Consider the following 23884-nt stretch of genomic DNA (forward strand, 5'->3'; position numbering starts at 1 on the left):
CTGCGGCCCCAATGCTTTATTCGATTCCCAGTTCCTTTCTCACCAGCTCCAGCAACCTGTCCAGGTCCACTGGCTTGAGCAGGAAATCCACCACCCCAAGGTGCATCACGTCCACCGCCTCCTTCACATCGGTGTCGCCCGACACCACGATGATCGAAAGCGCCGCGCACTGCGATTCACGCACCTGCCGAATCAGTTCCAGCCCGTCCTTGGGCTCCATGCGCAGGTCGGTGATCATCAGGCCGATGTTGGCCCTACGCTTGAGCAGGCTCAGCGCCGCCTGGGCACCGTCAGCAGTGATGCAGTCGATTCCCTTGGACTTGAGGTAAAGACACAACGCTTCACGGTTCGCGACATCATCGTCCACGACCAGCACCCGTTGCGCAGGCGCAGCCGGAGCGGTCAGCGTGGCCAATGCCTCGCGCTCGTCGTCACTGAGGATGTCGTCATGCTCGGCCATGTTCATCTCGTCAAAAAAATCCCGTTCTAAGAGTTCAGACCGCAAAACAACGCTATGCAAGGCACCTTTCGTCGTCTATTTGACACCCAGGCGCCTGCCAGGCGGGGCGTGCCGTGCCTTATAGACTTACGTCCAATGGGCACCGCAAGGCCAGCGGCCGACCATGGAGCCTTAGAACAACAGGGCCTGCGCCTAGTGCCCCCTAAATGCGGTCAGTTCCATGAGCAAGAAGGACGCCTACAGCCAGGCCGGCAGAACGGCAGTGCTGCAGAACATCCAGGGTACCCTGCAGTTCCTGCAGCGCTTCCCGCCGTTCAATCAGATGGAGCCCAGCCACCTGGCTTACCTGGTGGAGCAATGCCAGCTGCGCTTCTACGCCAGCGGCGAGAGCATCATCAAACCGGCCGACGGCCCGGTCGAACACTTCTACATCGTCAAGCAAGGCCGAGTGGTCGGCGAGCGCCAGCACGTCACCAAGCCGGGCATGGAAACCACCTTCGAGATCGCCAGCGGCGAGTGCTTTCCCCTGGCAGCGCTGCTGGGCGAGCGGGCCACGCGCACCGAGCACCTGGCCGGTGAGGACACCTTCTGCCTGCAACTGGACAAGAGCGCGTTCATCCGCGTGTTCTCGTTGTCCGAGCCATTTCGCGATTTCGCCTTGCGTGGCGTCAGCAGCCTGCTCGACCAGGTCAACCAGCAAGTACGCCAGCGCGCCGTGGAAACCCTGGGGACCCAGTATTCCCTCAATACGCCGCTAGGCGAGCTGGCCATGCGTCACCCGGTGGTGTGCACACCGGACACCCCTTTGCGCGAAGCCGTGGGGCTGATGCACGAACAGCAGGTCGGCAGCATCGTCATCGTCGATCCACAGCGCTTCCCCCTCGGCATCTTCACCCTGCGCGACCTGCGCCAGGTAGTGGCCGACGCCAGCGCCGAACTGACCGCGCCGATCGAGCGCTACATGACCGCCCAGCCGTTCTACCTCAGCCCCCAGGCCAGCGCCTTCGACGCCGCCATGGCCATGACCGAACGGCATATCGCCCACGTCTGCCTGGTGGATAACCAACGCTTGTGCGGCGTAGTGTCCGAGCGGGACCTGTTCTCCTTGCAACGGGTCGACCTGGTGCACCTGGCCCGCACCATTCGCCACGCCCCACGCCTGGAGAACCTGGTATCGCTGCGCGGCGAGATCGGCCAACTGGTCGAACGCATGCTTGCCCACGGCGCCTCTTCGACGCAGATCACCCAGATCATTACCCTGCTCAACGACCATACCGTGTGCCGGGTAATCGAGCTGGCCCTGGCCGAGCGCGGCGATCCGGGCGTGCCGTTCAGCTGGCTGTGCTTTGGCAGCGAAGGCCGCCGCGAGCAGACCCTGCACACCGACCAGGACAACGGCATTCTCTTCGAAGCCAATGACGCCGCCGAGGCCGAGGCGATTCGCGCCCGACTGCTGCCACTTGCCCAGTACATCAATCAGTGCCTGGCCCAGTGCGGCTTCACCCTGTGCAAAGGCAATGTCATGGCCGGCAATCCCGAGTTGTGCCTGTCGCGCAGCGAATGGGCGCGCCGCTTCGCCGGTTTCATCCGTGAGGCCAGCCCCGAAAACCTGCTGGGTTCGAGCATCTATTTCGACCTGCGGGTGGTCTGGGGCGACGAACAGGGCTGCGAACAACTGCGCCGCGGTATTCTCGAGCAGGTCGCCGACAACCGTATCTTCCAGCGCATGATGGCCGACAACGCCCTGCGCCAACGCCCGCCGGTAGGCCGCCTGCGCGAGTTCGTGCTGACCCGTCAGGGCAACGACAAGGCCGCGACCCTCGACCTCAAGGTCCAGGGACTGACCCCCTTCGTCGATGGCGCACGCCTGCTGGCGCTGGCCAATGGCATCAAGGCCTGCAATACCCTGGAACGTCTGCGCCACCTGGTAGCCCGGGGCATAATCGAGCCACTGGATGGCGCCGCCTACGAGGAGGCCTACCACTTCATCCAGCAGACCCGCATGCAGCAGCACCAGCGCCAAAGCCGTGACAACCTGCCCTACTCCAACCGGCTCGACCCGGACAGCCTTAACCACTTGGACCGACGCATCCTGCGTGAGTCCCTGCGCCAGGCTCAGCGCCTGCAAAGCAGCCTGGCCCTGCGGTATCAGTTATGAGCTTGTTCGCCTGGCTGCGACCGACCCAGCCGTCGCTGGACGCCGACTTGTGCCAGCGCATTGCGCGTCTACCCAAGACCGCGCCGACACTGGGCGTGCTGTCGTTGCGCGAGCAGCGCTGGGTGGTGCTGGACCTGGAGACCAGCGGGCTGAACGTCAACCGTGACCAGGTGCTGTCGATCGGCGCGGTCGCCATCGAGGATGGCGCCATCGATTTCCGCCAACAGTTCGAGCGCACCCTGCACCGCCCGGCGCAGAAGACCAACCCCAGCGTCCTGATTCATGGCCTGGGCCCCAGCGCCCTGGCCGCTGGCTGCGACCCGGCCACTGCACTGCTCGACTTGCTGGAATTCATTGGCGACAGTCCCGTGCTGGCGTTTCACGCCCCCTTCGACCAGCGCATGCTGGCTCGCGCCCTGAAGGACAGCCTCGGCTATCGTCTGCAGCATCACTTCTTCGATGTGGCCGACATGGCCCCGATGCTCAACCCCGATACCGTGCTGCGCGAAGCCAGCCTGGACGATTGGATCGCCCGCTTCGGCCTGCAGGCAGAAGAACGCCATCACGCCAGCGCCGATGCCCTGGTCACAGCCGAACTGGCCCTCATCCTGCTCAGCCAGGCCCGCCGCCAGCAGCTCGACAGCCCCCTGCAGCTGAACCTGCGTCTGCAGCAGTGGCGCCGGCGCAAGACCCAGCAATACAGCTTGTAGCCCCTACATCGCTCGCGTCTGCTCGTGCGCGGATGGACCCGCTCCCTTGGCTCGCAGGCCCCAGGGGAGCCTGACCTCCTGTGTGGAGGCAAACCCGCCTTCACAATCCGATCAGCGTCAATTGCACCGGGCACCTCCGCTCTGCCACAATCGCGAATAATTATCGTTAGTTAACGCATTCTTTTCGGGGGACGCTTCTTGTCGTCTGCGCAGAGCCCACATGCCCAGCTGGTCGGTACGCTGTACCGCGACCATCGCACCTGGCTGCTGGCCTGGCTGCAACGCAGCACAGCCTGCCGCCAGCGTGCCGAAGACCTGAGCCAGGACACCTTCGTGCGCCTGCTCGGTCGCGAGCAGCTCGACGTTCCGCGCGAGCCCCGTGCCTTTCTGGTCGCCGTGGCCAAGGGCCTGCTGTTCGACCACTTCCGCCGTGCGGCTCTGGAGCAGGCCTACCTGACCGAGCTGGCCAGCCGGCCCGAGGCCGAGCAGCCTTCCCCAGAAATCCAGCACCTGATCCTCGAAGACCTCAAGGCCATCGACCGGCTCCTGGGCAAGCTGTCGAGCAAGGCGCGGGCGGCCTTCCTGCACAATCGCCTCGATGGCATGGGCCATGCCGAAATCGCCGAGCGCTTGGGCGTGTCGGTCTCACGGGTGCGCCAGTACATCGCTCAAGGCATGCGCCAGTGCTACGTGGCGCTCTATGGAGAGCCGACGTGAACACCAAGCCCGTATCGGCCAAAGTGCTGGACGCCGCCATTGCCTGGAAATTGAGCCTCGATGGCGGCGACGGCACCGCAGATGAACGCATCGAGTTCATGCGCTGGCATGCCGCCAGTGAGGAACATGCCCGTGCCTGGCAGCAACTGGGCATGCTCGATCAGCGCGTCAGTGCCGCGGCAGGCCCGGCACGCAAAGCCCTGGTGCAATCGCGAGCAAGTTTGCGCCAGCGGCTGGGCAGGTTCGGTGGCGGCCTGGCTGGTTTGCTGCTGGTAGGCGCACTGCTGATCGGTGTTGGTGCACCTTCGTTGTCGCCGGGCTACTGGCTGGCCGACCAGCGCACCGGCACCGGCGAGCTGCGCACCCTGCGCCTCGAAGACGGCACCGTGCTGAGCCTCAATACCAGCACTGCGGTAGACATCGACTTTACCGGCACGCAGCGGGTCATCGTCCTGCACCAAGGCGAGATTTCCGTCGAAACCGGCCATAGGGATGCCCGTCCGTTGCTGGTGCGTACCGATGATGGCCGCCTGCGACCGCTGGGAACGCGATTTCTGGTCAAGCGCGAAGGCGACGGCACCCGCCTGGAGGTGCTCAAGTCCCAGGTAGCGGCCAGGCCACTGAACAGCAGCGATGAGCAGGTCCTGCGCGAAGGCCAGCAGGTACTGATGACCGCCGACGGTCTTGGCCAGGTCGACCCCGTCGCGGTCGGTGCCGATGCCTGGACCCGCGGCATGCTGGTCGTGGACAACGTACGCCTGGCCGATCTGGTCGCCACGCTCGCCCACTACCGCAACGGCCACCTGGGGGTTGCCGCCGAAGTGGCCGATCTGCGTGTGAGCGGCAGCTTCCCGCTGACCGACACCGACCTGGCCCTGGCATCGCTCACCCCGGCGTTACCGGTGAAGATCGAGCTGCATACGCCGTGGTGGGTGACCGTCACCGCCAAATAGACTCACGACACTCAGTCTCCCTGCGTGGGAACTGGCCAAGCCTGCGAGGGGCTGCGAAACAGCCCCAGTCCCCTTGCGCATTTTTTCCATCACCCTCTGTCACTTTTCACATCTCGCTCGGCAAGGAAGCAATCAGCACTTATTCGTCGAGGAGCCGCTGCATGTCCCGTGCCGTAGATTCTTTCCTGCGCCCTAGCCTGATGGCCCTGGCCGTTGCTCTGGCCATCCCGCTGGGCAGCCCTGCCGTGCAGGCCGCCGAACAGACGGCTCTGCGTACCTACGATCTGCCCAGCGCACCGCTGGCCAGCACCCTGAACCAGATCGCCAGCCAGGCCGGTATCGCTCTGGCATTGGATCCGGCGCTGGTCGATGGCCGCACCTCGGCCAGGGTCAACGGCCAGTACGACGCCTTGGGCGCCCTGCATGCAGCGCTGCGCGGCACAGGCTTGCAACTGCAGCAAAGCAGCGTCGGCAGCTACAGCCTGGTGGCCACCCCCGACGGCACCCTGGCACTTCCGGAAACCGCCATCCATGCCAGCGGCGACTTGGAGACGGCCTGGGGCCCGGTAGAAGGCTATACCGCCACCCGCACCGCCGCAGGCACCAAGACCGATACGGCACTTGTCGAAGTCCCCCGTTCCATCTCCGTCGCGACCCGTCAGCAGATGAATGACCGGAGCGTGCACAGCCTCGACGATGCCGTGCGCTACATGCCAGGGATCGTTTCGGCGAGTTTCGGCAGTGATACACGGTACGACTGGATGCTCGTGCGCGGCTTCGAGCCGACCCAGTTCCTCGACGGACTGCCACTGCCTCGTGGCGTCTACGCCAACCCCAAAGCCGAGACCTGGAACCTGGACCGTCTGGCGCTGCTACGCGGCCCGTCCTCTTCGCTCTACGGGCAGACTCCACCCGGCGGCCTCTTGGACATGGTCAGCCGCCGCCCGCAGGCCGAAAGCGCCCATGAAATCGAACTGCAGTACGGCAGCGATAACCACCGACAGATCAACTTCGCCAGCACCGGCAAGATCGATGACCAGGGTCAGTTCCTGTACAGCCTGAGCGGGGTGCTGCGCGACGGCGGCACCCAGATCGACCACATCGACGACAAGCGCTACAACATTGCCCCTAGCCTGACCTGGAACATCGACGAAGACACTTCGCTGACCTTTCTGTCTCAGTTCACCCGCGACGATACCGGCGTCACGAGCCAGTTCCGCCCGATCCAGGGCACCAAGATCGACATGCCGTTCGGCAAGATCTCGCATCACAAGAACCTAGGCGACCCAAACTACGAGTTCTACGACCGCACCTATTACGCCTTGGGCTATGCCTTCGAGCACCGCTTCAACGATGTCTGGCAGTTCCGACAGAACCTGCGCTACACCAAGTCGGACCTGGCTTTCCAAACGATTACGGTCAGCAGCTACAACCCCACCAACCCGCCGGTGGACAACCAAGGCAACACCAGCCGCATGTCCACCAATGTCGATGAGGACATCAGCCAGTTCGCCGTCGACAACAACTTCCAGGGCAACTTCGACACCGGCGACATCAGCCATACCCTGTTGATCGGCCTGGATCACCAGCGCACCAACACCAACTACCTGGCGATCTACGGCTTCAACGTGCCCGACACCAACGTCAACAACCCGGTGTATGGGCTGCCGATCACCCGCCCGCCCCGCGCCGACGCCTATTACGACTACAACCAGAAAACCCGCCAGACGGGCCTGTATGTCCAGGACCAGATGGCCCTGGACAACTGGCGCCTGACCATTGGCGGGCGTGAGGACTGGGTGCACACCGGCACTAAGTACTTCAACGACAATGACGCGACCACTACCCAGCGCGACAAGAAATTCAGTGGCAACGCCGCCATCAGCTACGTGTTCGACTCAGGCTTTGTTCCCTACCTGTCCTACGCCGAATCCTTCCAGCCGACCAGTGATCCAAGCCCTAAAGCCACGGAGTCGTTCAAGCCGACCGAAGGCCAGCAGTGGGAACTTGGCATCAAGTACCAACCTCCTGGTTCCAACACCCTGCTCTCCGCCGCGATCTATGACCTGACCCAGAAGAACGTCTCGGTCACCGACACTGTCGCAAACGTGACCGTCACCAGCCAGACCGGCGAAGTGAAAGTCCGTGGTCTGGAGCTCGAGGCCGTCTCCGACGTCAACGAGAACCTGAAGGTGATCGCCGCCTATACCCTGGCCAAATCCGAAGTGCAGGACGGCCTCTACAAAGGCAATCGCCTGCAGCGGATGCCGAACCAGCAAGCCTCGCTGTGGGCCGACTACACCTGGCACACCGGCGTGCTCGATGGCTTCGGTATCGGTGCCGGTGCGCGCTACACCGGCAATACCTATGGCGACCAGGCCAACACCTACCTGGGCAAGGCCGACGCCTACACCGTGTTCGATGCCGCCGTGCACTACGACCTGGGACGTCTCGACAACAGCCTGAAGGGCGCATCGGTGGCCATCAACGCCACCAACTTGTTGAACAAGGACTACATCTCCACCTGCGATGCGTACTACTGCTATTTCGGAGACCAACGCAGCGTCGTCGCCAGTGCCACCTACAAATGGTGATGGCCTGACGTCATTCGCTCATCGATCAAGCCGTCCCCGGAAGACGGCTTTTGGTCTTTCCGGACGCAGAGAAACAACATGAAATGAAAAGCTCAACCATCCGCCGCTGGTCCTTCATCCACACCTGGACCAGCCTGGTCTGCACCCTGTTCCTGATGCTGCTGGCCCTCACCGGCCTGCCACTGATCTTCCACCACGAACTCGAGCACCTGCTCGGCGATGCCCCCGAACTGCGCCAGATGCCCGAGGGCACGCCGCACCTGGACCTGCAGCACCTGGTGCTCAAGGCCCAGGCCCATCGTCCTGGCGAGGTGGTGCAGTACTTCGGCTACGACGAGGACGAACCTGACGGCGTGGTTGCCATAACGGCTGCCACCGCTGGCACCGAACCCGATGCCTCGCACACCTTCATGCTCGACGCCCGCACGGGTGAAGCGGTGGCGATGCCTGCGGCCAACGGCGGGCTGATGATGACCCTGCTACGCCTGCATGTAGACATGTTCGCCGGCCTGCCCGGCAAGCTGCTGCTGGCGTTCATGGGGGTGTTGTTCGTGGTGGCGATCATCTCCGGCACCGTGCTCTACGCCCCCTTCATGCGCCGCCTGGGGTTCGCCACGGTGCGCCATGATCGCTCGCACCGCCTTCGCTGGCTCGACCTGCACAACCTGATCGGCATCGTCACCCTGACCTGGGCCTTGGTGGTCGGCGTCACCGGGGTGATCAGCGCCCTCTCCGATGTGGTCATCGCCGCCTGGCGCAACGACAGCCTGGCAGCGATGGTCGCCCCTTACCGGGACGCACCACCGCTCACCGAGCGCGCACCGGCCAGCCGTCTGCTGGACATCGCTGCCGAGGCGACGCCTGGCATGCGGGCGGACTTCATCGCCTTCCCCGGCACGCGCTTTTCCAGTGAGCACCACTACGCGGTGTTCATGAAAGGCGCCACCCACCTGACCTCCCACACGTGGACCCCGGTGCTGATCGACGCTCGCACACTATCAGTCACTGCCATCGGTGATCGGCCTTGGTACATGGATGCCATGGGGTTGTCGCAGCCACTGCATTTCGGCGACTACGGCGGGCGTCCCATGCAGATCCTCTGGGCGGTGCTCGACGTGCTGACAATCATCGTGCTGGGCAGCGGCCTTTACCTGTGGTGGGCCAAGCAGCGCAAGGGTCGGGAGGTGACGGCATGAGCCACAGGTCGCAATCGACCCGGCGAATCTTCGCCTGGCCGGCGCTCATCGCCGTTCTGGGCGCGGCAGGGCTGTTTGCCGCGTTATTGGGGGATGGCGGGTGGGACGTGTTGTCCTGGGTGGGATTGGGCGTGCCCGCGGCGCTGGGGCTGCGAGGGCTGATCGGCCGCGCCTGAGTACCGTGGAATTGGGCACCGTCGTCCCCCGACAGGGCCTGAGTCGCCACCCAGAGCCCTGTCGTGCCTGTCGGCCGCGCGGTGTCCGGGCTACTGATCGATGCGCGGCAACAGCGCATCCAGCCGCTGGTGCAACGCGCTGCCGCTTGGCCAGTTGCGCAACATCCGCGCCCGGTCACGGGCATAGGCTGGTGCGAAGCTGAGCTGGGTGGCGTGCTGGCACATGGCATCCAGGTCGATCAGCGACCACTGGCCGTCCTGCCAGAACAGATTGTGTCCTTTGAAATCGCCATGGCTGATGCGCTCGCGAATCAGCTGCTGCATCAGGTGCACCAACGCCTGCACCTGTTCCTCAGGCGCCTCGCCGCTCTCGACGTACGGCTGGAAACACTCGATCAGATCCGGCCCGTCGGCATACTCGGTGACCAAAAAGGCTCGGCTGCGCAGGCCCATGACCCGCTGCTCCAGCACCGCCAGCGGCCGCGGCGTGGCGATGTCGAGAAATTCGAGACGGTGCCCTTCGATCCAGGAGTGCCAGGCGCGGCTGGGGCGCCAGAAGCGCTTGAACCAGTGAGCGGTGTTCTTGATGTTGTAGCGCTTGAGCACCAACGTGCGGCCATCGACTTCGATACGCGCCACGCTGGCTGCACCGCCGGTCTTGTACAGATGCCCCGCATCGATCAACGCATCGGCGTTCTGCAGCACCGACAGCATGGCCGGCACTTCGGCGCGACGAATCGCGCGCAGGCCCGAGAGGCTGCGCTCGACGCTGAACAGCGTGCACTCGCGCCCGGCCTTTTCCAGGTAATCCTTCAAGCGCCAGTTGCGCACCTTGTCGATCTGCTTCTGCAAGGCTTCCAACGGCAGGGCATGTTCGGCATTGGCCAACAAGTAATGGACCAGCAGCTCTTCGATGAAAGGCTCCAGGCGCTTGGGCAACTGGGCGAAGAACACGCCGAGGTTTTCCAGCACACGCTGGCGCGACAGTTGCTGGCCCGGGGTCTCGGCCTTGATGCCGCCCCCGTCGATGAAGTACAGCTGACCGCCATGACGCAGCAGGTTGTCCAGGTGCAGGTCTTCTTGCCACAGGCCCTTGGCGTGCATGTGCGCCACAGCGGCGAGCGCTTCGCCCAGCACCTGCTGCTGCTCGTCGGCCAGCACCGGCAGGTTCTCCACCGCTGCCCAGGCGTCGCCCAAGCTCTGGGCGCCTTCGAGTAACTCGAACAGCAACCAGCCGCCTTCGCCTTCCTTCAGGCCATCTGCCAACAGCTGGGGTGTCGTCAGGCCTTGTGCGGCAAGCAACTTCACACCTTCGAGTTCGCGCTGGAAGTGTCGGGCGGCATTGCCACCGACCAACAGCTTGGCCAACACCGGCGTGCCACGCCAGATGCCGGCGCCGACATAGCGTTGCCCCGGCAGCACGCGCAGCAGACTGAGCAATTGCAGGTCCGCGCTGCCGGCCGCATCGGCCAGCGTCACGCTCAGCGGTAACGACGGGCTGCGCCCGGCGCTTTTGAGTTCAGACAAACGCATCAACGCGCCTCCTTTTCACGGCGACGACGCACCAAGCGTTGCAACCAAGTATCGACCAGGCTGCTGTCGCCAGGCTGCTCGAGGTAGGCCCCCAGCAGGCTGCGTACGTCCGCCTCGCCCCAGACGCGGGCACGGCGCAGCAAGGGTTCCAGGTCCTTGAGCCGGTCACGCATGCCCATTAACAGCGGACGGGTCTTCTCCAGGTCGATCAACTGGGCCTGCCAGCCTTCGCGACGCTCACGCAGGAAGATGTGCTTGGGGTAGAAACAGCCGTGCACCTGGCCTGCCGCGTGCAGGGTGCGGGCCAGCTGGCCGCAAGCCTTGAGGATACCCTCGCGCTGCCCGGCTGCCAGTTGCGGCCACTGGGCCAGCAGGCTATCCAGATCGCGCCAGTCATCCAGTGCTCGGGTCATGAGAATGGCGCGGTGCTGGCCGTTGCCCTTGCGTTCACCATAGAACACCGCCTGCAAGGCGGGAATCCTGAGCTTTTGGTAACGGCTGATATTGCGGAACTCACGGGCGAAGGTCGGCTCGCCAAACGGCCGATGCAGGGTCCGCGTGAGGTAGTTGCTCTGGCGCTTGAGGTAGAAGCCCTTGCCCTCGAGCTCCAGGCGAAACACGCTGCTCCAACCGCCACGGCCGGTGTTGGGCTCGTCCACGGCGTCGAGCTGCAGCGCCCACAGCGCCTCGAAGTCATTTAGCCCGTGACGTTGCAGCAACGCCTCGTCGGCACTGGCCAGGTAATCGGTCATTCCCTTCCCTCGAAGAAGCTCACCACCTCACGGATCCGTCGCTTGTCCCTGGAATCCAGGCGCTGGTGACCGCGGTACTGCAGGTAAAAGCGCAGGCGTTGGGTTGCCGACAGGTGGTATTTGGCGACCTTGTCCAGGCACGCCAGGTCCTTGATCAGGCGGTGACGCAACATCAGGGCACGGCAACCGCGCCAGAAGTCGCCGGTCGGGCAGTCAATGAAGAACAGCGTCGCCTTGTCGTCCACCAGCAGGTTGCGCCACTTCAGATCGTTGTGGGCGAAGTTGTGATCGTGCATGACCCGGGTATGCCTGGCCAGTTGACGGCTGACATGGTCGACCCAGGTGCGGTCGGCCAGGCGCGGGTCCTTGCGTTCGGCCAGGGCGGACAGATCCTCGGTATTGGGTAGTTCGCGGGTGATCATCGCACCGCGGCCAAAACCCAGGCCGTTGCGTTCCAGGCCCCAGGCCACCACTTCGGCGGTGGGGATCCCCCATTTGGCAAATTGCTTGAGGTTCTGCCACTCGGCCTTGATGCGCGGCCGCCCGACGTAGCGACGCAGGGCCTTGCCGGCACCGGTGTAGCGTTTGACGTAATAGTTGACCCCATCCCGCTCGATGCGCACCACTTCGCTGAGCGGGTCACGGGTGAGGCGTTCACCTTGAAGGGCGAACACCGCATCGAGACTGCCGAAATCCGCCGCCAGGCCTTCGTAGCCTGGTGCCAGTGTCCAACCCGCCATCAGAGCGCATCCCCATAGCGTTGCTTGCGATCGTAGAGTTTCTGCGCCTTGCGCTCGAGCCAGGCGAGCAGCGCGGCCTCATCGGCCAACACCTGGCGCAACGGGCGCTGGAAGTATCCACGCAAGAAGCGCAGCTTGTCGCGGCGCGTCAGGCCGATGTCCAGGGCCGAGAAATACAAGGCAGCCAGGTCCTTGTCGCGCCAGCGGCGGGTGATCTTGTCACGGGTCTGGGCCCGGTGCAGGTCGATTACCGACAGCTTGAAATCTTCCGGCGTCACCGGTCGATCGGTGTGCAGCAGGAAGTGGCAGATGTAGCAGTCGCGGTGATTGACCCCGGCACGGTGCATGCCGCCGGTCATCTTCGCCACCTCGGCGATCAGGGCCCATTTCAGACGTGCCTGGGGCGGTTGCTTGACCCAGTCGATGCTGAAGTCTTCCAGGCTGATGGTCGGTGCCAGCTCTTCGGTGACGATGAACGAATGCTGACTCGCCGGGTTGCTGCCGCGCTCGCCGTAGGCCACGGCGGTCATGGTCGGCACGCCGGCTTGGTGTAGACGCTGGATGGCGCGCCACTCCTGGCCGGCGCCGAGGACAGGCAGCTTGGCGCTGAACAGGTTCTTGAAGATCTCGCCCCAGCCGATGCCGCGGTGGATCTTGACGAAGTACCCCTCGCCCTCGACCTCGGTACGCAGCGTGCGGCGGCCTTCCAGTTCACGGAACACCTCGCCCTGCAGGTCCTCCACGGCCTCGAAGGGATCGCGCCCTGCCCACAGGCGCTTGAACGGCTCGGCCAGTATCAGCTTCATGCCTGCTCCTGCCCGAGGATCACGTCGGCGGCGTGCTGCGGCATGCTGTAAAGGTCCGCAGTATCGGCGAAGGCCAGCCCGTTGCGCGCCCAGGCGGCACGCGCCTGGCCGTCTTCGAGCATGCGTTGCAGGTAGCGGTTGAGCTGCTCCTGCTCGAACGGCTCGTCCAGCACCAGGCCGCTGTCGGCCTCGGCAATGTAATGGGCATAGCCGCACACTTGGGAAACCAGCACCGGCAAGCCGGCCACCAGGGCCTCCAGCAGCACGGTGCCGGTGTTTTCGTTATAGGCCGGGTGGATCAGCAGATCGGCCCCGAGCAGGAAGCGCGGGATATCGCTGCGCCCCTTGAGGAACTGCACCTGCTCGCCCAGGCCCAGCGTGGCGCTCTGCAACTGGAACACCTTCGGATCGTCCTGGCCGATGACCATCAGCCGGGTGCGTTTGCGCAGCGCCGAGGGTAACGCTGCAAGCGCCTTGAGGCTGCGGTCCACGCCTTTGGTCTTGAAGCCCGAGCCGATCTGCACCAACAGCAGATCGTCCTCGCCCAGCCCGAACTCCTTGCGAAACTGCGCGCGGATCGCCTCGGCGTCGGCCGGGCGGCGGCGGTCCTGGGAAATCCCCGGCGGCAATAGGTGGAAGCGCTCAAGCGGGGTGCCGTAGTGCTTGATGAACAGCGGCTGCTGCACCTCGGAGATCATCAGCACCTCGGTGCGGGCGTCCTTGGCGAACACGGCGCGCTCGTACTCGGCAAAATGCCGGTAGCGGCCCCAGCGGCGGTACAGGCCGCCACGCAGGGTCTGGGCCTTGTCCTCGAAGCAGCCGTCGGCGGCGTAGTAGACGTCCAGCCCAGGCATCTTGTTGAAACCGATCAGGCGATCGACTGGGCGCTTGGCCAAGTCCGCGGCCATCCAGGCACTGAGCTTCTCGTTGCGGCGGTGATTGAACAGTGCCTTGACCGGCGCCACCAGCACCTCGAAGCCCGGCGGAATGTCGCCTTCCCAGATCAACGTGTAGACACGGATCTGGTGGCCCCGCTTCTGGCACTCCAAGGCAATGCGCATGAAATCGCGCTGCAGCCCGCCGAAGGGGAAATATTTGTAAAGCACGAAAGCCAGTTGCATCAACGAACATCCTCAGCCAGCAGCAGCGCGCTCAAGCGGCTCGCCACATGCTCGGGATTCAGGCGAGTGAAGCACAGTGGCCACTCGCGTTTGAGATCGAACCGGCGCAGGTCCTCGGCGCTCGGTTTGTAGGTGCACTTCTTCTGCAGGCAGGGCGCGCAGGGGAAGTCGCTGGCCTGATGGACCTGCACACGCCCGTAGGCGCCGGTCAGGCCAGGGTTGGTTGGGCCGAACAGGGAGATGGTCGGCACATCCAGTGCCGCCGCCAAATGGCCCAAGCCGGTATCCACCGCCACGCAGGCCTTGGCCGCCGCCAGTACGCGGGCGACACCTGCCAGGTTCAACTTGGGCAGGACTTCGCAATTCTTCAAGCCCTGGGCGATACGCTCGGCGCGGGCTTTCTCGGCCGGGTTACCCCACGGCAGGCGAACCTGCAGATTGCGCCGCCCAAGGCGCTCGGCCAGTTCGCGCCAATAGGCCTCAGGCCAGTGCTTGGTGGCCCAGGTGGTGCCATGCAGGAACACCACGTATGGCGCGGCAGGCGGCAGTTGCAGGCGATCCAGGTCCAGGCCATAGCGGCCGATGCCTTCGGGCAGGTCATAGGCCAGGGCCAGGGCGAACAGTTGACGCACCCGCTCCACGGCATGCTGGCCGACGGCGACCGACAACCGTCGGTCATAGAAGCGGCTGGCCCAGCCTTCGCGCGCGGAGTAGCGGTCGAGCCCAGCCACCGGCGCCTTCACGTAGCGCGTCAGCCAGGCCGATTTGACCAGCCCCTGGGCGTCGATCACCAAGTCGTACTTTTGCGCGCGCAGACGCTGCTTGAACGCCTTCCATTCGCCGCTCTTGATCGTCTGCCAGAGATTCTTGCGCCAGCGCCGGATGGCCACCGGAATGACCTGGTCGACCGCCGGGTGCCAGCTGGGGATCTCGGCGAAACCTTCCTCCACCACCCAGTCGAAGCGGATACCAGGAAGAGCGTGCGCGGCGTCGGTGACCGCAGGCAGCGTGTGGATCACGTCGCCCAGCGAAGATGTCTTGATGATCAGGACCCGCACTTAGTCGACCTCGGCCAGGACATCGATCAGGTTCGGCCCGCCCAGGTGCGTGAGCGCGGCAATCACTTTGCCGGGCTCGAGCAGACGCAGGCAGTTGTAGTGACCGAAGCGGCAGGTGCGATCGAAGCAAGGACTGCATTCGATGCCCAGGCGCACGATCTCAACCTGTTCGGCCAAAGGCGGGGTGAAGCCCGGCGAGGTGGAGCCGTAGACCGCCACCAGCGGGCGATTCAAGGCGGCGGCCACGTGCATCAGCCCGGAGTCGTTGGACACTACAGCATCGGCGCAGGACAACAGGTCGATGGCCTCGGCCAGGGACGTGTCCCCGGCAAGGTTGTAGGACTCCTCGCGCAACCCTGGAATCAGCCGATCCCGGATCGCCTCACCCACTAGGTGGTCGTTCTTCGAGCCGAACAGCCACACCTGCCAGCCCTGACGGATCATCGCGTCAGCGACCTCGGCGTAGTGCTCGGCCGGCCAGCGCTTGGCCTCGCCGAACTCGGCGCCAGGGCACAGCGCCAGCACCGGTCGATCAAGCGCCAGGCCGAACTTGGCCAGCGCGGCGTCACGGCTCTGCGCTTCGATCCGCAGGCTTGGGCGTGGATAGGGCTGTGGCAGCTCGGCCCCTGGCGCATAGGCCAGGGCCATGAAGCGCTCGATCATCAGCGGATAGCGGGTTTTGTCCAGCTTGCGCACATCGTTGAGCAGGCCGAAGCGCATTTCGCCGCGCCAGCCGGTGCGTTTGGGGATGCCAGCGAAAAACGGTACCAATGCCGATTTCAGCGAGTTAGGCAGGAGGATCGCCTGGTCATACTGACCCGCCAGGGATTTGCCGATGCGCCGGCGCGTGGCCAGCTCCAGCGCGCCATGGCCGAGCGGGAAGCTCAGGGCTTGGCGCACCTCGGGCATGCGCTCGAGGATCGGCCGGCTCCACTCGGGCGCCAGCACGTCGATCACGCATTCGGGGTGCTGCTGTTTCAGGCACTGGAACAAGGTCTGCGCCATCACCATGTCGCCGACCCAGCTGGGCCCAATGATCAGTATTCTCATGCTTAGTCCAGAAACGCTCGGGGAGGCTCAGCGTTGGCCTGGCCTCCCCTCTTTATATTCAGGCTATGTGGCGGACAGTGTAACACCCAGGCATTTCTACCGCTGATCGCCCCTACAGGGCTGGCGGAGGGCCTCAGGTCAGCCCGAGCTCGCTCCAGATCCGCCGCACCTGGCGACGCTGATCGGCAAACTGACCGGCATCGACGACCCCGGCTTGCTTCTGCAGGGCCTGGCGGTGCGAGGCCGAGCGGAACGCCTTGTATACCTCGCGCAGCAGCACCGCATCGTCGGCCGGCATCAGCCCAGCCTGCTCCAGCTCCTCGAGAATGCGGATGTTGTCGGTCCAGCGCAGCAGGGCCGGGTGGTCGTGGGACCAGGCCAAAGCGGCGTATTGCACCATAAATTCGATATCCACGATACCGCCGGCATCCTGCTTGATATCGAAGGGCATGCCGGCCTCGAACGCATTGGCGGCAGTGCCGGCGGCGGTGCTCTTGGTGCCAAGGTTGTCGCGCATCTTGGCGCGCATCTCGCTCACTTCCTGGCGCAGTTTGTCCAGCTCGCGCGGCTTGCCCAGCACCCGGGCGCGCACGTCCTCGAACGCCGCCGCGACCTGCTTGCAGCCCACCAGCACTCGCGCCCGCACCAGAGCCTGGTGCTCCCAGGTCCAGGCCTCGCCCTGCTGGTAGCGCTCGAACGCACCCACGGAACTGACCAGCAGCCCCGAGGCGCCGGAAGGACGCAGGCGCATGTCCACGTCATAGAGCTGACCGGAGTTGGTCTGGGTAGTCAGCATATGAATGATGCGTTGGCCCAACCGGGTGAAGAATTGCGCGCCGTCGATGGGTTTGGCGCCGTCGGTTTCGCCCTGGGGATCGCCATCGTGGATGAACACCAGGTCCAGGTCCGAGCCATGCCCCAGCTCGATGCCGCCGACCTTGCCGTAGCCGACGATGATGAAACCCGGATCGCACAGGCTGCCATCGCTGCGCTTGGGCTGGCCGTGACGGGCCACCGTCTGGCGCCAGGCCAGGGCCAGCACCTGATCGAGGATCGCCTCGGCCAGCCAGGTCAGGTAGTCGCTGACTTTCATCAGGGGCAGGTTGCCGGTGATCTCCGAGGCGGCTACCCGCAGACTGTGGGCCAGCTTGAAGTGACGCAAAGCCTCCATTTGCTGCTCCAGATCGTCCTCGGGAATGCGCGTCAGGCGCTCGCGCAGCTCGCAGGCCAACTCCGGCGCCAGGGGCGGGCTGAACAGCCGGCCTTCATTGAGCAGTTCGTCGAGCAGCAACGGGTAGCGGGCAATCTGTTCGGCGATCCACGGGCTAGCCGCGCACAGCGTCAGCAACCGGCGCAAAGCACCTGGGTTCTCGGTCAGCAGCACCAGGTAGGCCGAACGTCGCGCCACCGCCTCGACCAGCGGCAACACGCGCTCCAGGACCAGGTCCGGGTCATCGTGCTCCACAGCCTGGGCGAGCAGGCGCGGAATGAAGGCGTCCAGGCGCTCGCGACCGATACGCTGCATGGAGCGCAGCGACGGACTGGAGCGCAGCAACGCCAGGCGACGCAAGGCCTCGGCGGGCTGCTTGAAGCCGGCTTCCTCCAACTGACGGCAGGCGGCCTCTTCATCCTGGGCCTGCTCCCACAGCGGCGACCATTCGCCACCGACGACCAGCTCGCCCTCGCCTTCCTCGTCGTCGGGGTCGGCGATCACCTGGCGGAAATGCCAGTCGATCCGGCCACGCCAGTGCATGAGCTGGTCATGGAAGCTCTGCCAGTCGGCAAAGCCCAGGATAAACGCCACGCGCTCGCGATCCTTTTCGTCCTCCGGCAACATCTGGGTCTGGCGGTCGGCGATGGCCTGGATCGCATGCTCGGTATAACGCAGGAACTCATAGCCCTCACGCAACTCGGCCACCACCGCCGGCGGCAGGTAGCCCTGGCCTTCGAGGGTCGCCAGCACCTTGAGCAGTGGCCGCTGCTGCAGGCTCAGGTCGCGCCCGCCGTGGATCAACTGGAACGCCTGGGCGATGAACTCCACTTCGCGGATACCGCCCGCGCCGAGCTTGATGTTCTCCGACATGCCCTTGCGCCGCACTTCCTGCTGGATCAGCTGCTTCATGGTGCGCAGCGCCTCGATGGCCGAGAAATCCAGGTAACGCCGGTAGACGAACGGGCGCAGCATATTCTGCAGCTGGGCGCCGGCCACCTGGTCGCCGGCCACGACCCGTGCCTTGATCATGGCGTAGCGTTCCCAATCACGGCCTTGGTCCTGGTAGTACTGCTCCAGGGCATTGAACGACAACGTCAGGGCACCGGCCGAGCCGTAGGGGCGCAGGCGCATGTCGACACGGAACACGAAACCATCGACGGTCACTGGATCCAGCGCCTTGATCAGACGCTGGCCCAGACGGGTGAAGAACTCCTGGTTGTCCAGCGAGCGCTTGACCCCTTCGGTCTCGCCGCCCTCGGGAAAGGCGAAGATCAGATCGATGTCCGAAGACAGGTTCAGCTCCACCGCGCCCAGCTTGCCCATGCCCAGCACCACCATGTGCTGCGCCTGGCCGCTGCGGTTGCCCATGGGCGTACCGAACTGCTGGCAATGGCGCGGATACAACCATTGGTAGGCCTGGTCGATGGAGGCGTCGGCCAGGTCGGAAAGGTCGCGGCAGGTTTCTTCCAGCGCGGCCCGGCGGGTGATGTCGCGCCAAATGATGCGCACCTGCTGGCGGTTGCGCTCGCGACGCAGGTTGCGCGCAAGCTCCTCCTCGCTCTGCGCCGCTTCGGCGGCGGCAGCGATGCGCGCGCGCAGCTCGCCAGGGGCGAAAGGCCGCTCCAGTTCACCGCTGGCCTGCAGCGTAAAGAGCATGGCCGGCTCGCGCAGGGCCACTTCCAAAACGAAGTCGCTGACTGCAGCCACTTGATCGAACGCATGGCGCTGGGCGGAGCTCCAGGCATCGAAGTCCAGACCCTCGATACCCGCGATGGCCTCACGCAGGGATTGTTGGTTACGGACGACCAGCGGTTGCAGGACGGCGGGCAGATCGAGCGGCAAAGGCAGGCGCATGGTCTATCCTTGATCGGCGTGAGTGGGAGGGGTAGAGGCGGCCGAGGTGATGCCGAATGACGGTTGGACTGTCATACAAAAGTTGGAAATAGCTGAAATAAACGAATCATTGGTAAAAAACATCAAGATTCACCCAATCAAAGCCCAGTCCAAACCTACGGGAACGTTTTTCCCCACAACCCGGCATGCGACAAAATGCCGCTTTTCTGTAGTTTTACTACTACCCCGGCTGTTCAAAAGCATGAAATGCCAAACCATTTGTAGTAAAACTACACGGCGCCGGATGACTGTCCGGCTAATCCAAGAATTCACGACGTCTGCCCAAAAGGCCAGTCGCAAACTCAGGCCCCCGATTCTGGTGGCCTTTCCGCCCTGGAGCAAGCCATGCAAGACCTCGATCCCGTCGAAACCCAGGAATGGCTGGATGCCTTGGAGTCGGTCCTCGACAAAGAAGGCGAAGACCGCGCTCACTACCTGATGACCCGTATGGGCGAGCTGGCCACCCGTAGTGGCTCTCAGCTGCCGTACGCAATCACCACGCCATACCGCAACACCATCCCCGTTACCCACGAAGCACGCATGCCTGGCGACCTGTTCATGGAACGCCGCATCCGCTCGATGGTACGTTGGAACGCCCTGGCCATGGTCATGCGTACCAACCTGCGGGACTCGGACCTGGGCGGCCACATCTCGAGCTTCGCCTCCAGCGCCACCCTGTACGACATCGGCTTCAACTACTTCTTCCAGGCTCCTACCGAGGAGCACGGTGGCGACCTGATCTTCTTCCAGGGCCACGCCTCCCCAGGCATCTATGCCCGCGCCTTCCTCGAAGGTCGCATCACTGAAGACCAGATGAACAACTTCCGTCAGGAAGTGGACGGCAAGGGCCTGTCCTCCTACCCGCACCCATGGCTGATGCCTGACTTCTGGCAGTTCCCGACCGTTTCCATGGGTCTGGGTCCGATCCAGGCGATCTACCAGGCACGCTTCATGAAGTACCTGGAAGCCCGTGGCTTCATCCCGGCCGGTAAGCAGAAGGTCTGGTGCTTCATGGGCGACGGCGAGTGCGACGAGCCAGAATCCCTGGGCGCGATCGCCCTGGCTGGCCGCGAGAAGCTGGACAACCTGATCTTCGTCATCAACTGCAACCTGCAGCGCCTCGACGGCCCGGTCCGCGGCAACGGCAAGATCATCCAGGAACTCGAAGGCGTGTTCCGTGGCGGTGGCTGGAACGTCAACAAAGTCGTCTGGGGCCGCTTCTGGGATCCGCTGTTCGCCAAGGACACCAACGGTGCCCTGCAGCGCCGCATGGACGAAGTCATCGACGGCGAGTACCAGAACTACAAGGCCAAGGACGGTGCGTACGTCCGTGAGCACTTCTTCAACACCCCAGAACTCAAGGCCATGGTCGAAGACCTGTCCGACGACGAGATCTGGAAGCTCAACCGTGGCGGCCACGACCCGTACAAGGTCTATGCGGCCTACCACCAGGCGGTCAACCATCAAGGTCAGCCGACCGTCATCCTGGCCAAGACCATCAAGGGTTACGGTACCGGTGCCGGCGAAGCCAAGAACACCGCGCACAACACCAAGAAGGTCGACGTCGACAGCCTGCGTCACTTCCGTGACCGCTTCGACATCCCAGTCAAGGATGCCGACCTGGAAAACCTGCCGTTCTTCCGTCCGGAAGAAGGCAGCGCCGAAGCCAAGTACCTGGCCGAGCGCCGCGCAGCCCTGGGTGGCTTCGTACCGCAGCGCCGTGCAAAGAGCTTCAGCATCCCGACTCCGCCGCTGGAAACCCTGAAGGCGATCCTGGACGGTTCGGGCGACCGCGAAATCTCCACCACCATGGCCTTCGTGCGTATCCTGGCGCAGCTGGTCAAGGACAAGGAGATCGGTCAGCGCATCGTTCCGATCATCCCGGACGAAGCCCGTACCTTCGGTATGGAAGGCATGTTCCGCCAGCTTGGCATCTACTCGTCCGTGGGCCAGCTCTACGAGCCGGTCGACAAGGACCAGGTGATGTTCTACCGCGAGGACAAGAAGGGCCAGATCCTCGAGGAAGGCATCAACGAAGCCGGCGCCATGTCGTCGTTCATCGCCGCCGGTACCTCGTACAGCAACCACAACCAGCCGATGCTGCCGTTCTACATCTTCTATTCGATGTTCGGCTTCCAGCGTATCGGTGACCTGGCATGGGCCGCTGGCGACAGCCGCACCCGTGGCTTCCTGATCGGCGGTACCGCCGGCCGTACTACCCTCAACGGTGAAGGCCTGCAGCACGAAGACGGTCACAGCCACCTGATGGCTGCCACCATCCCGAACTGCCGCACCTATGATCCGACCTACGGCTACGAGCTGGCGGTGATCATCCAGGACGGCATGAAGAAGATGACCGAAGAGCAACAGGACGTCTTCTACTACATCACCGTGATGAACGAAGCCTACACCCAGCCTGCCATTCCGGCCGGCGCCGAGGAAGGCATCATCAAGGGCATGTACCTGCTCGAGGAAGACACCCGCGAGGCCGCGCACCACGTGCAGTTGCTGGGTTCGGGCACCATCCTGCGCGAAGTCCGCGAAGCGGCCAAGATCCTGCGCGAGGAATACAACGTCGGCGCCGACGTCTGGAGCGTCACCAGCTTCAACGAACTGCGCCGTGACGGCCTGGCCGTGGAACGCGCCAACCGCCTCAAGCCTGGCCAGAAGCCACAGCAGACCTACGTCGAGCAGTGCTTGGCCGGCCGCAAAGGCCCGGTTGTAGCGTCCACCGACTACATGAAGCTCTTCGCCGAACAGATCCGTCAGTGGGTCCCGAGCAAGGAGTACAAGGTCCTGGGTACCGATGGCTTCGGTCGCAGCGACAGCCGCAAGAAGCTGCGTCACTTCTTCGAAGTCGACCGTCACTTCGTCGTGCTGGCTGCCCTGGAAGCCCTTGCTGACCGTGGCGAGATCGAACCGAAGGTGGTGGCCGACGCCATCGTCAAGTTCGGCATCGATCCGGACAAGCGCAACCCACTGGACTGCTGAGGAGTATTTTTAAGTGAGCGAACTCATTCGCGTACCTGACATCGGCAGCGGTGAAGGTGAAATCATCGAGCTGTTCGTCAAGGTCGGTGACCGTATCGAGGCTGACCAGAGCCTGCTGACCCTGGAGTCCGACAAGGCCTCCATGGAGATCCCAGCACCCAAGGCCGGCGTGATCAAGGAACTGAAAGTCAAGCTGGGTGATCGCCTGAAAGAAGGCGACGAGCTGATGGTCCTGGAAGTCGAGGGTGCCGCTGCGGCGCCCGAGGCTCCGGCCGCTGCCCCCCCGGCTGCCGCAGAGCAACCGGCTGCCGCACCTGCGCCAGCCGCCACCCCTGCCCCGGCTGCTGCGCCTGCTGCGCCTGCTGCCGCCAGCGTGCAGGACATCCATGTGCCGGATATCGGCTCGTCGGGCAAGGCCAAGATCATCGAAGTACTGGTCAAGGCCGGCGACACCGTCGAAGCCGACCAGTCGCTGATCACCCTGGAGTCCGACAAGGCCTCCATGGAGATCCCATCCCCCGCCGCTGGCGTGGTGAAGGAAGTGATCGCCAAGCTGGACGACGAAGTCGGCACCGGTGACCTGATCCTGAAGCTGGAAGTCGCGGGCGCCGCCCCGGCTGCCGCTCCAGCCGCTGCCGCACCGGCCCCTGCCAAGGCCGAGTCGGCGCCAGCCGCCGCGCCTGCTGCAGCGCCAGCTGCGGCTGCTGCACCGGCTCCGGTCGCCACCGCGCCGGCTGCTGGCAGCAACGCCAAGGTCCATGCTGGTCCTGCCGTGCGTCTGCTGGCCCGTGAGTTCGGCGTCGACCTGGGCGCGGTCGCCGCGACCGGTCCGCACGGCCGTATCCTGAAAGAAGACGTGCAGGTCTACGTCAAGGCCATGATGCAGAAAGCCAAGGAAGCTCCAGCCGCTGGCGCGACCGGTGGTGCAGGCATCCCGCCGATTCCGGCTGTGGACTTCAGCAAGTTCGGTGAAGTGGAAGAAGTCGCCCTGACCCGCCTGATGCAGGTCGGTGCCGCCAACCTGCACCGCAGCTGGCTGAACGTGCCGCACGTCACCCAGTTCGACTCCGCCGACATCACTGAGCTGGAAGCCTTCCGCGTTGCGCAGAAGGCCGTGGCCGAGAAGGCTGGCGTGAAGCTGACCGTCCTGCCGCTGCTGCTCAAGGCCTGCGCCTTCCTGCTCAAGGAACTGCCGGACTTCAACAGCTCGCTGGCACCCAGCGGCAAGGCGATCATCCGCAAGAAGTACGTGCACATCGGCTTCGCCGTGGACACTCCGGACGGCCTGCTGGTCCCTGTGATCAAGAACGTCGACCAGAAGAGCCTGCTGCAACTGGCTGCCGAAGCCGCGGCGCTGGCCGAGAAGGCCCGCACCAAGAAACTGTCTTCCGACGAAATGCAGGGCGCCTGCTTCACCATCTCCAGCCTCGGCCACATTGGCGGCACCGGCTTCACGCCGATCGTCAACGCGCCTGAGGTGGCGATCTTGGGTGTCTCCAAGGCCACCATGCAGCCGGTCTGGGATGGCAAGGCGTTCCAGCCCAAGCTGATGCTGCCGCTGTCGCTGTCCTACGATCACCGTGTGATCAACGGCGCCGCCGCCGCGCGCTTCACCAAGCGTCTGGGCGACGTGCTGGCGGACATCCGCACCATGCTGCTGTAACGCAGCCCCTTGCCTCACCCTCCAAGGGGTGAGGCAAGCCTGTTTCGAGCTGCCACGCTCGTACCTCAACCCCGCCACTCTGGCGGGGCTTTTTTTGCCT

The 23884-nt window shown here is 64.3% G+C and carries 18 protein-coding genes; 9 read left to right on the top strand and 9 right to left on the bottom strand.

The window, feature by feature from the left end; genetic code table 11:
• Positions 1–16: 16 nt before the first annotated feature.
• The gene (locus tag R6G97_RS00405; RefSeq protein WP_232095199.1) at positions 17–466 is read right to left on the bottom strand and encodes a response regulator; all 450 of its coding nucleotides are present in this window, start codon (positions 464–466) and stop codon (positions 17–19) included.
• A 214-nt stretch (positions 467–680) separates the two neighbouring features.
• Here R6G97_RS00405 and R6G97_RS00410 point away from each other — a divergent pair, with 214 nt between their 5' ends.
• The 7 genes from R6G97_RS00410 to R6G97_RS00440 all read left to right on the top strand — a co-directional run bounded on the left by R6G97_RS00410 (position 681) and on the right by R6G97_RS00440 (position 8964).
• Positions 681–2618 carry a DUF294 nucleotidyltransferase-like domain-containing protein gene (locus R6G97_RS00410; protein ID WP_043212641.1) on the top strand — a complete coding sequence of 646 codons (1938 nt, stop codon included), beginning with the start codon at positions 681–683 and terminating at the stop codon, positions 2616–2618.
• Entirely contained in the window at positions 2615–3328 is a 714-nt protein-coding gene (locus R6G97_RS00415) for a 3'-5' exonuclease (RefSeq protein ID WP_043212639.1), read from the top strand. Before R6G97_RS00410 ends, R6G97_RS00415 begins: the two co-directional genes overlap by 4 nt.
• Positions 3329–3526: 198 nt before the next feature.
• A complete protein-coding gene (locus tag R6G97_RS00420; protein ID WP_043212637.1) occupies positions 3527–4045 on the top strand; it encodes an RNA polymerase sigma factor in 519 nt (172 codons plus the stop codon).
• Complete coding sequence (locus tag R6G97_RS00425; RefSeq protein WP_043212635.1) at positions 4042–4998, top strand: FecR domain-containing protein; 957 nt, start codon at positions 4042–4044, stop codon at positions 4996–4998. Before R6G97_RS00420 ends, R6G97_RS00425 begins: the two co-directional genes overlap by 4 nt.
• Before the next feature lie 161 nt (positions 4999–5159).
• On the top strand, positions 5160–7592 hold the full coding sequence (locus R6G97_RS00430; RefSeq protein ID WP_317847683.1) for a TonB-dependent siderophore receptor: 2433 nt from the start codon (positions 5160–5162) through the stop codon (positions 7590–7592).
• Positions 7593–7675: 83 nt separating this feature from the next.
• Positions 7676–8788, top strand: coding sequence for a PepSY-associated TM helix domain-containing protein (locus tag R6G97_RS00435; RefSeq protein ID WP_317847684.1), 1113 nt, complete (start codon positions 7676–7678; stop codon positions 8786–8788).
• Positions 8785–8964, top strand: a complete 180-nt coding sequence (locus tag R6G97_RS00440) for a hypothetical protein (RefSeq protein ID WP_317847685.1) — start codon at positions 8785–8787, stop codon at positions 8962–8964. The genes R6G97_RS00435 and R6G97_RS00440 overlap by 4 nt, the downstream gene beginning before the upstream one ends.
• A gap of 90 nt (positions 8965–9054) precedes the next feature.
• On the opposite strand, the gene R6G97_RS00445 is transcribed toward R6G97_RS00440, so the two are convergent.
• From R6G97_RS00445 to glnE, 8 genes are all read right to left on the bottom strand, one after another.
• Positions 9055–10497: a lipopolysaccharide kinase InaA family protein gene (locus R6G97_RS00445; protein WP_317847686.1), complete on the bottom strand. Its 1443-nt coding sequence runs from the start codon at positions 10495–10497 to the stop codon at positions 9055–9057.
• Positions 10497–11249, bottom strand: a complete 753-nt coding sequence (locus R6G97_RS00450) for a lipopolysaccharide kinase InaA family protein (RefSeq protein ID WP_043212625.1) — start codon at positions 11247–11249, stop codon at positions 10497–10499. The genes R6G97_RS00445 and R6G97_RS00450 overlap by 1 nt, the downstream gene beginning before the upstream one ends.
• Positions 11246–11989: a lipopolysaccharide kinase InaA family protein gene (locus tag R6G97_RS00455; RefSeq protein ID WP_043212623.1), complete on the bottom strand. Its 744-nt coding sequence runs from the start codon at positions 11987–11989 to the stop codon at positions 11246–11248. Before R6G97_RS00455 ends, R6G97_RS00450 begins: the two co-directional genes overlap by 4 nt.
• Positions 11989–12795 (bottom strand): lipopolysaccharide core heptose(I) kinase RfaP, encoded by an 807-nt coding sequence (gene rfaP, locus R6G97_RS00460; protein ID WP_317847687.1) that lies wholly within the window; start codon positions 12793–12795, stop codon positions 11989–11991. The genes R6G97_RS00455 and rfaP overlap by 1 nt, the downstream gene beginning before the upstream one ends.
• Positions 12792–13916: a glycosyltransferase family 4 protein gene (locus R6G97_RS00465; protein WP_043212619.1), complete on the bottom strand. Its 1125-nt coding sequence runs from the start codon at positions 13914–13916 to the stop codon at positions 12792–12794. Before R6G97_RS00465 ends, rfaP begins: the two co-directional genes overlap by 4 nt.
• The gene (gene waaC / locus R6G97_RS00470) at positions 13916–14974 is read right to left on the bottom strand and encodes a lipopolysaccharide heptosyltransferase I (RefSeq protein WP_090346296.1); all 1059 of its coding nucleotides are present in this window, start codon (positions 14972–14974) and stop codon (positions 13916–13918) included. Before waaC ends, R6G97_RS00465 begins: the two co-directional genes overlap by 1 nt.
• The gene (gene waaF, locus R6G97_RS00475; protein WP_317847688.1) at positions 14975–16024 is read right to left on the bottom strand and encodes a lipopolysaccharide heptosyltransferase II; all 1050 of its coding nucleotides are present in this window, start codon (positions 16022–16024) and stop codon (positions 14975–14977) included.
• A gap of 133 nt (positions 16025–16157) precedes the next feature.
• Positions 16158–19091: a bifunctional [glutamate--ammonia ligase]-adenylyl-L-tyrosine phosphorylase/[glutamate--ammonia-ligase] adenylyltransferase gene (gene glnE / locus R6G97_RS00480; protein WP_317847689.1), complete on the bottom strand. Its 2934-nt coding sequence runs from the start codon at positions 19089–19091 to the stop codon at positions 16158–16160.
• A 384-nt stretch (positions 19092–19475) separates the two neighbouring features.
• Between glnE and aceE the strand changes: the two genes are divergently transcribed.
• Both aceE and aceF read left to right on the top strand, forming a co-directional pair.
• A complete protein-coding gene (aceE, locus tag R6G97_RS00485; RefSeq protein ID WP_043212611.1) occupies positions 19476–22121 on the top strand; it encodes a pyruvate dehydrogenase (acetyl-transferring), homodimeric type in 2646 nt (881 codons plus the stop codon).
• Between the two features lie 13 nt (positions 22122–22134).
• Entirely contained in the window at positions 22135–23784 is a 1650-nt protein-coding gene (gene aceF, locus R6G97_RS00490; protein WP_317847690.1) for a dihydrolipoyllysine-residue acetyltransferase, read from the top strand.
• The last annotated feature ends 100 nt before the right edge of the window (positions 23785–23884 follow it).

It is taken from the genome of Pseudomonas sp. HTZ2 (genome assembly GCF_033173945.1).
Classification (GTDB): domain Bacteria; phylum Pseudomonadota; class Gammaproteobacteria; order Pseudomonadales; family Pseudomonadaceae; genus Aquipseudomonas; species Aquipseudomonas guariconensis.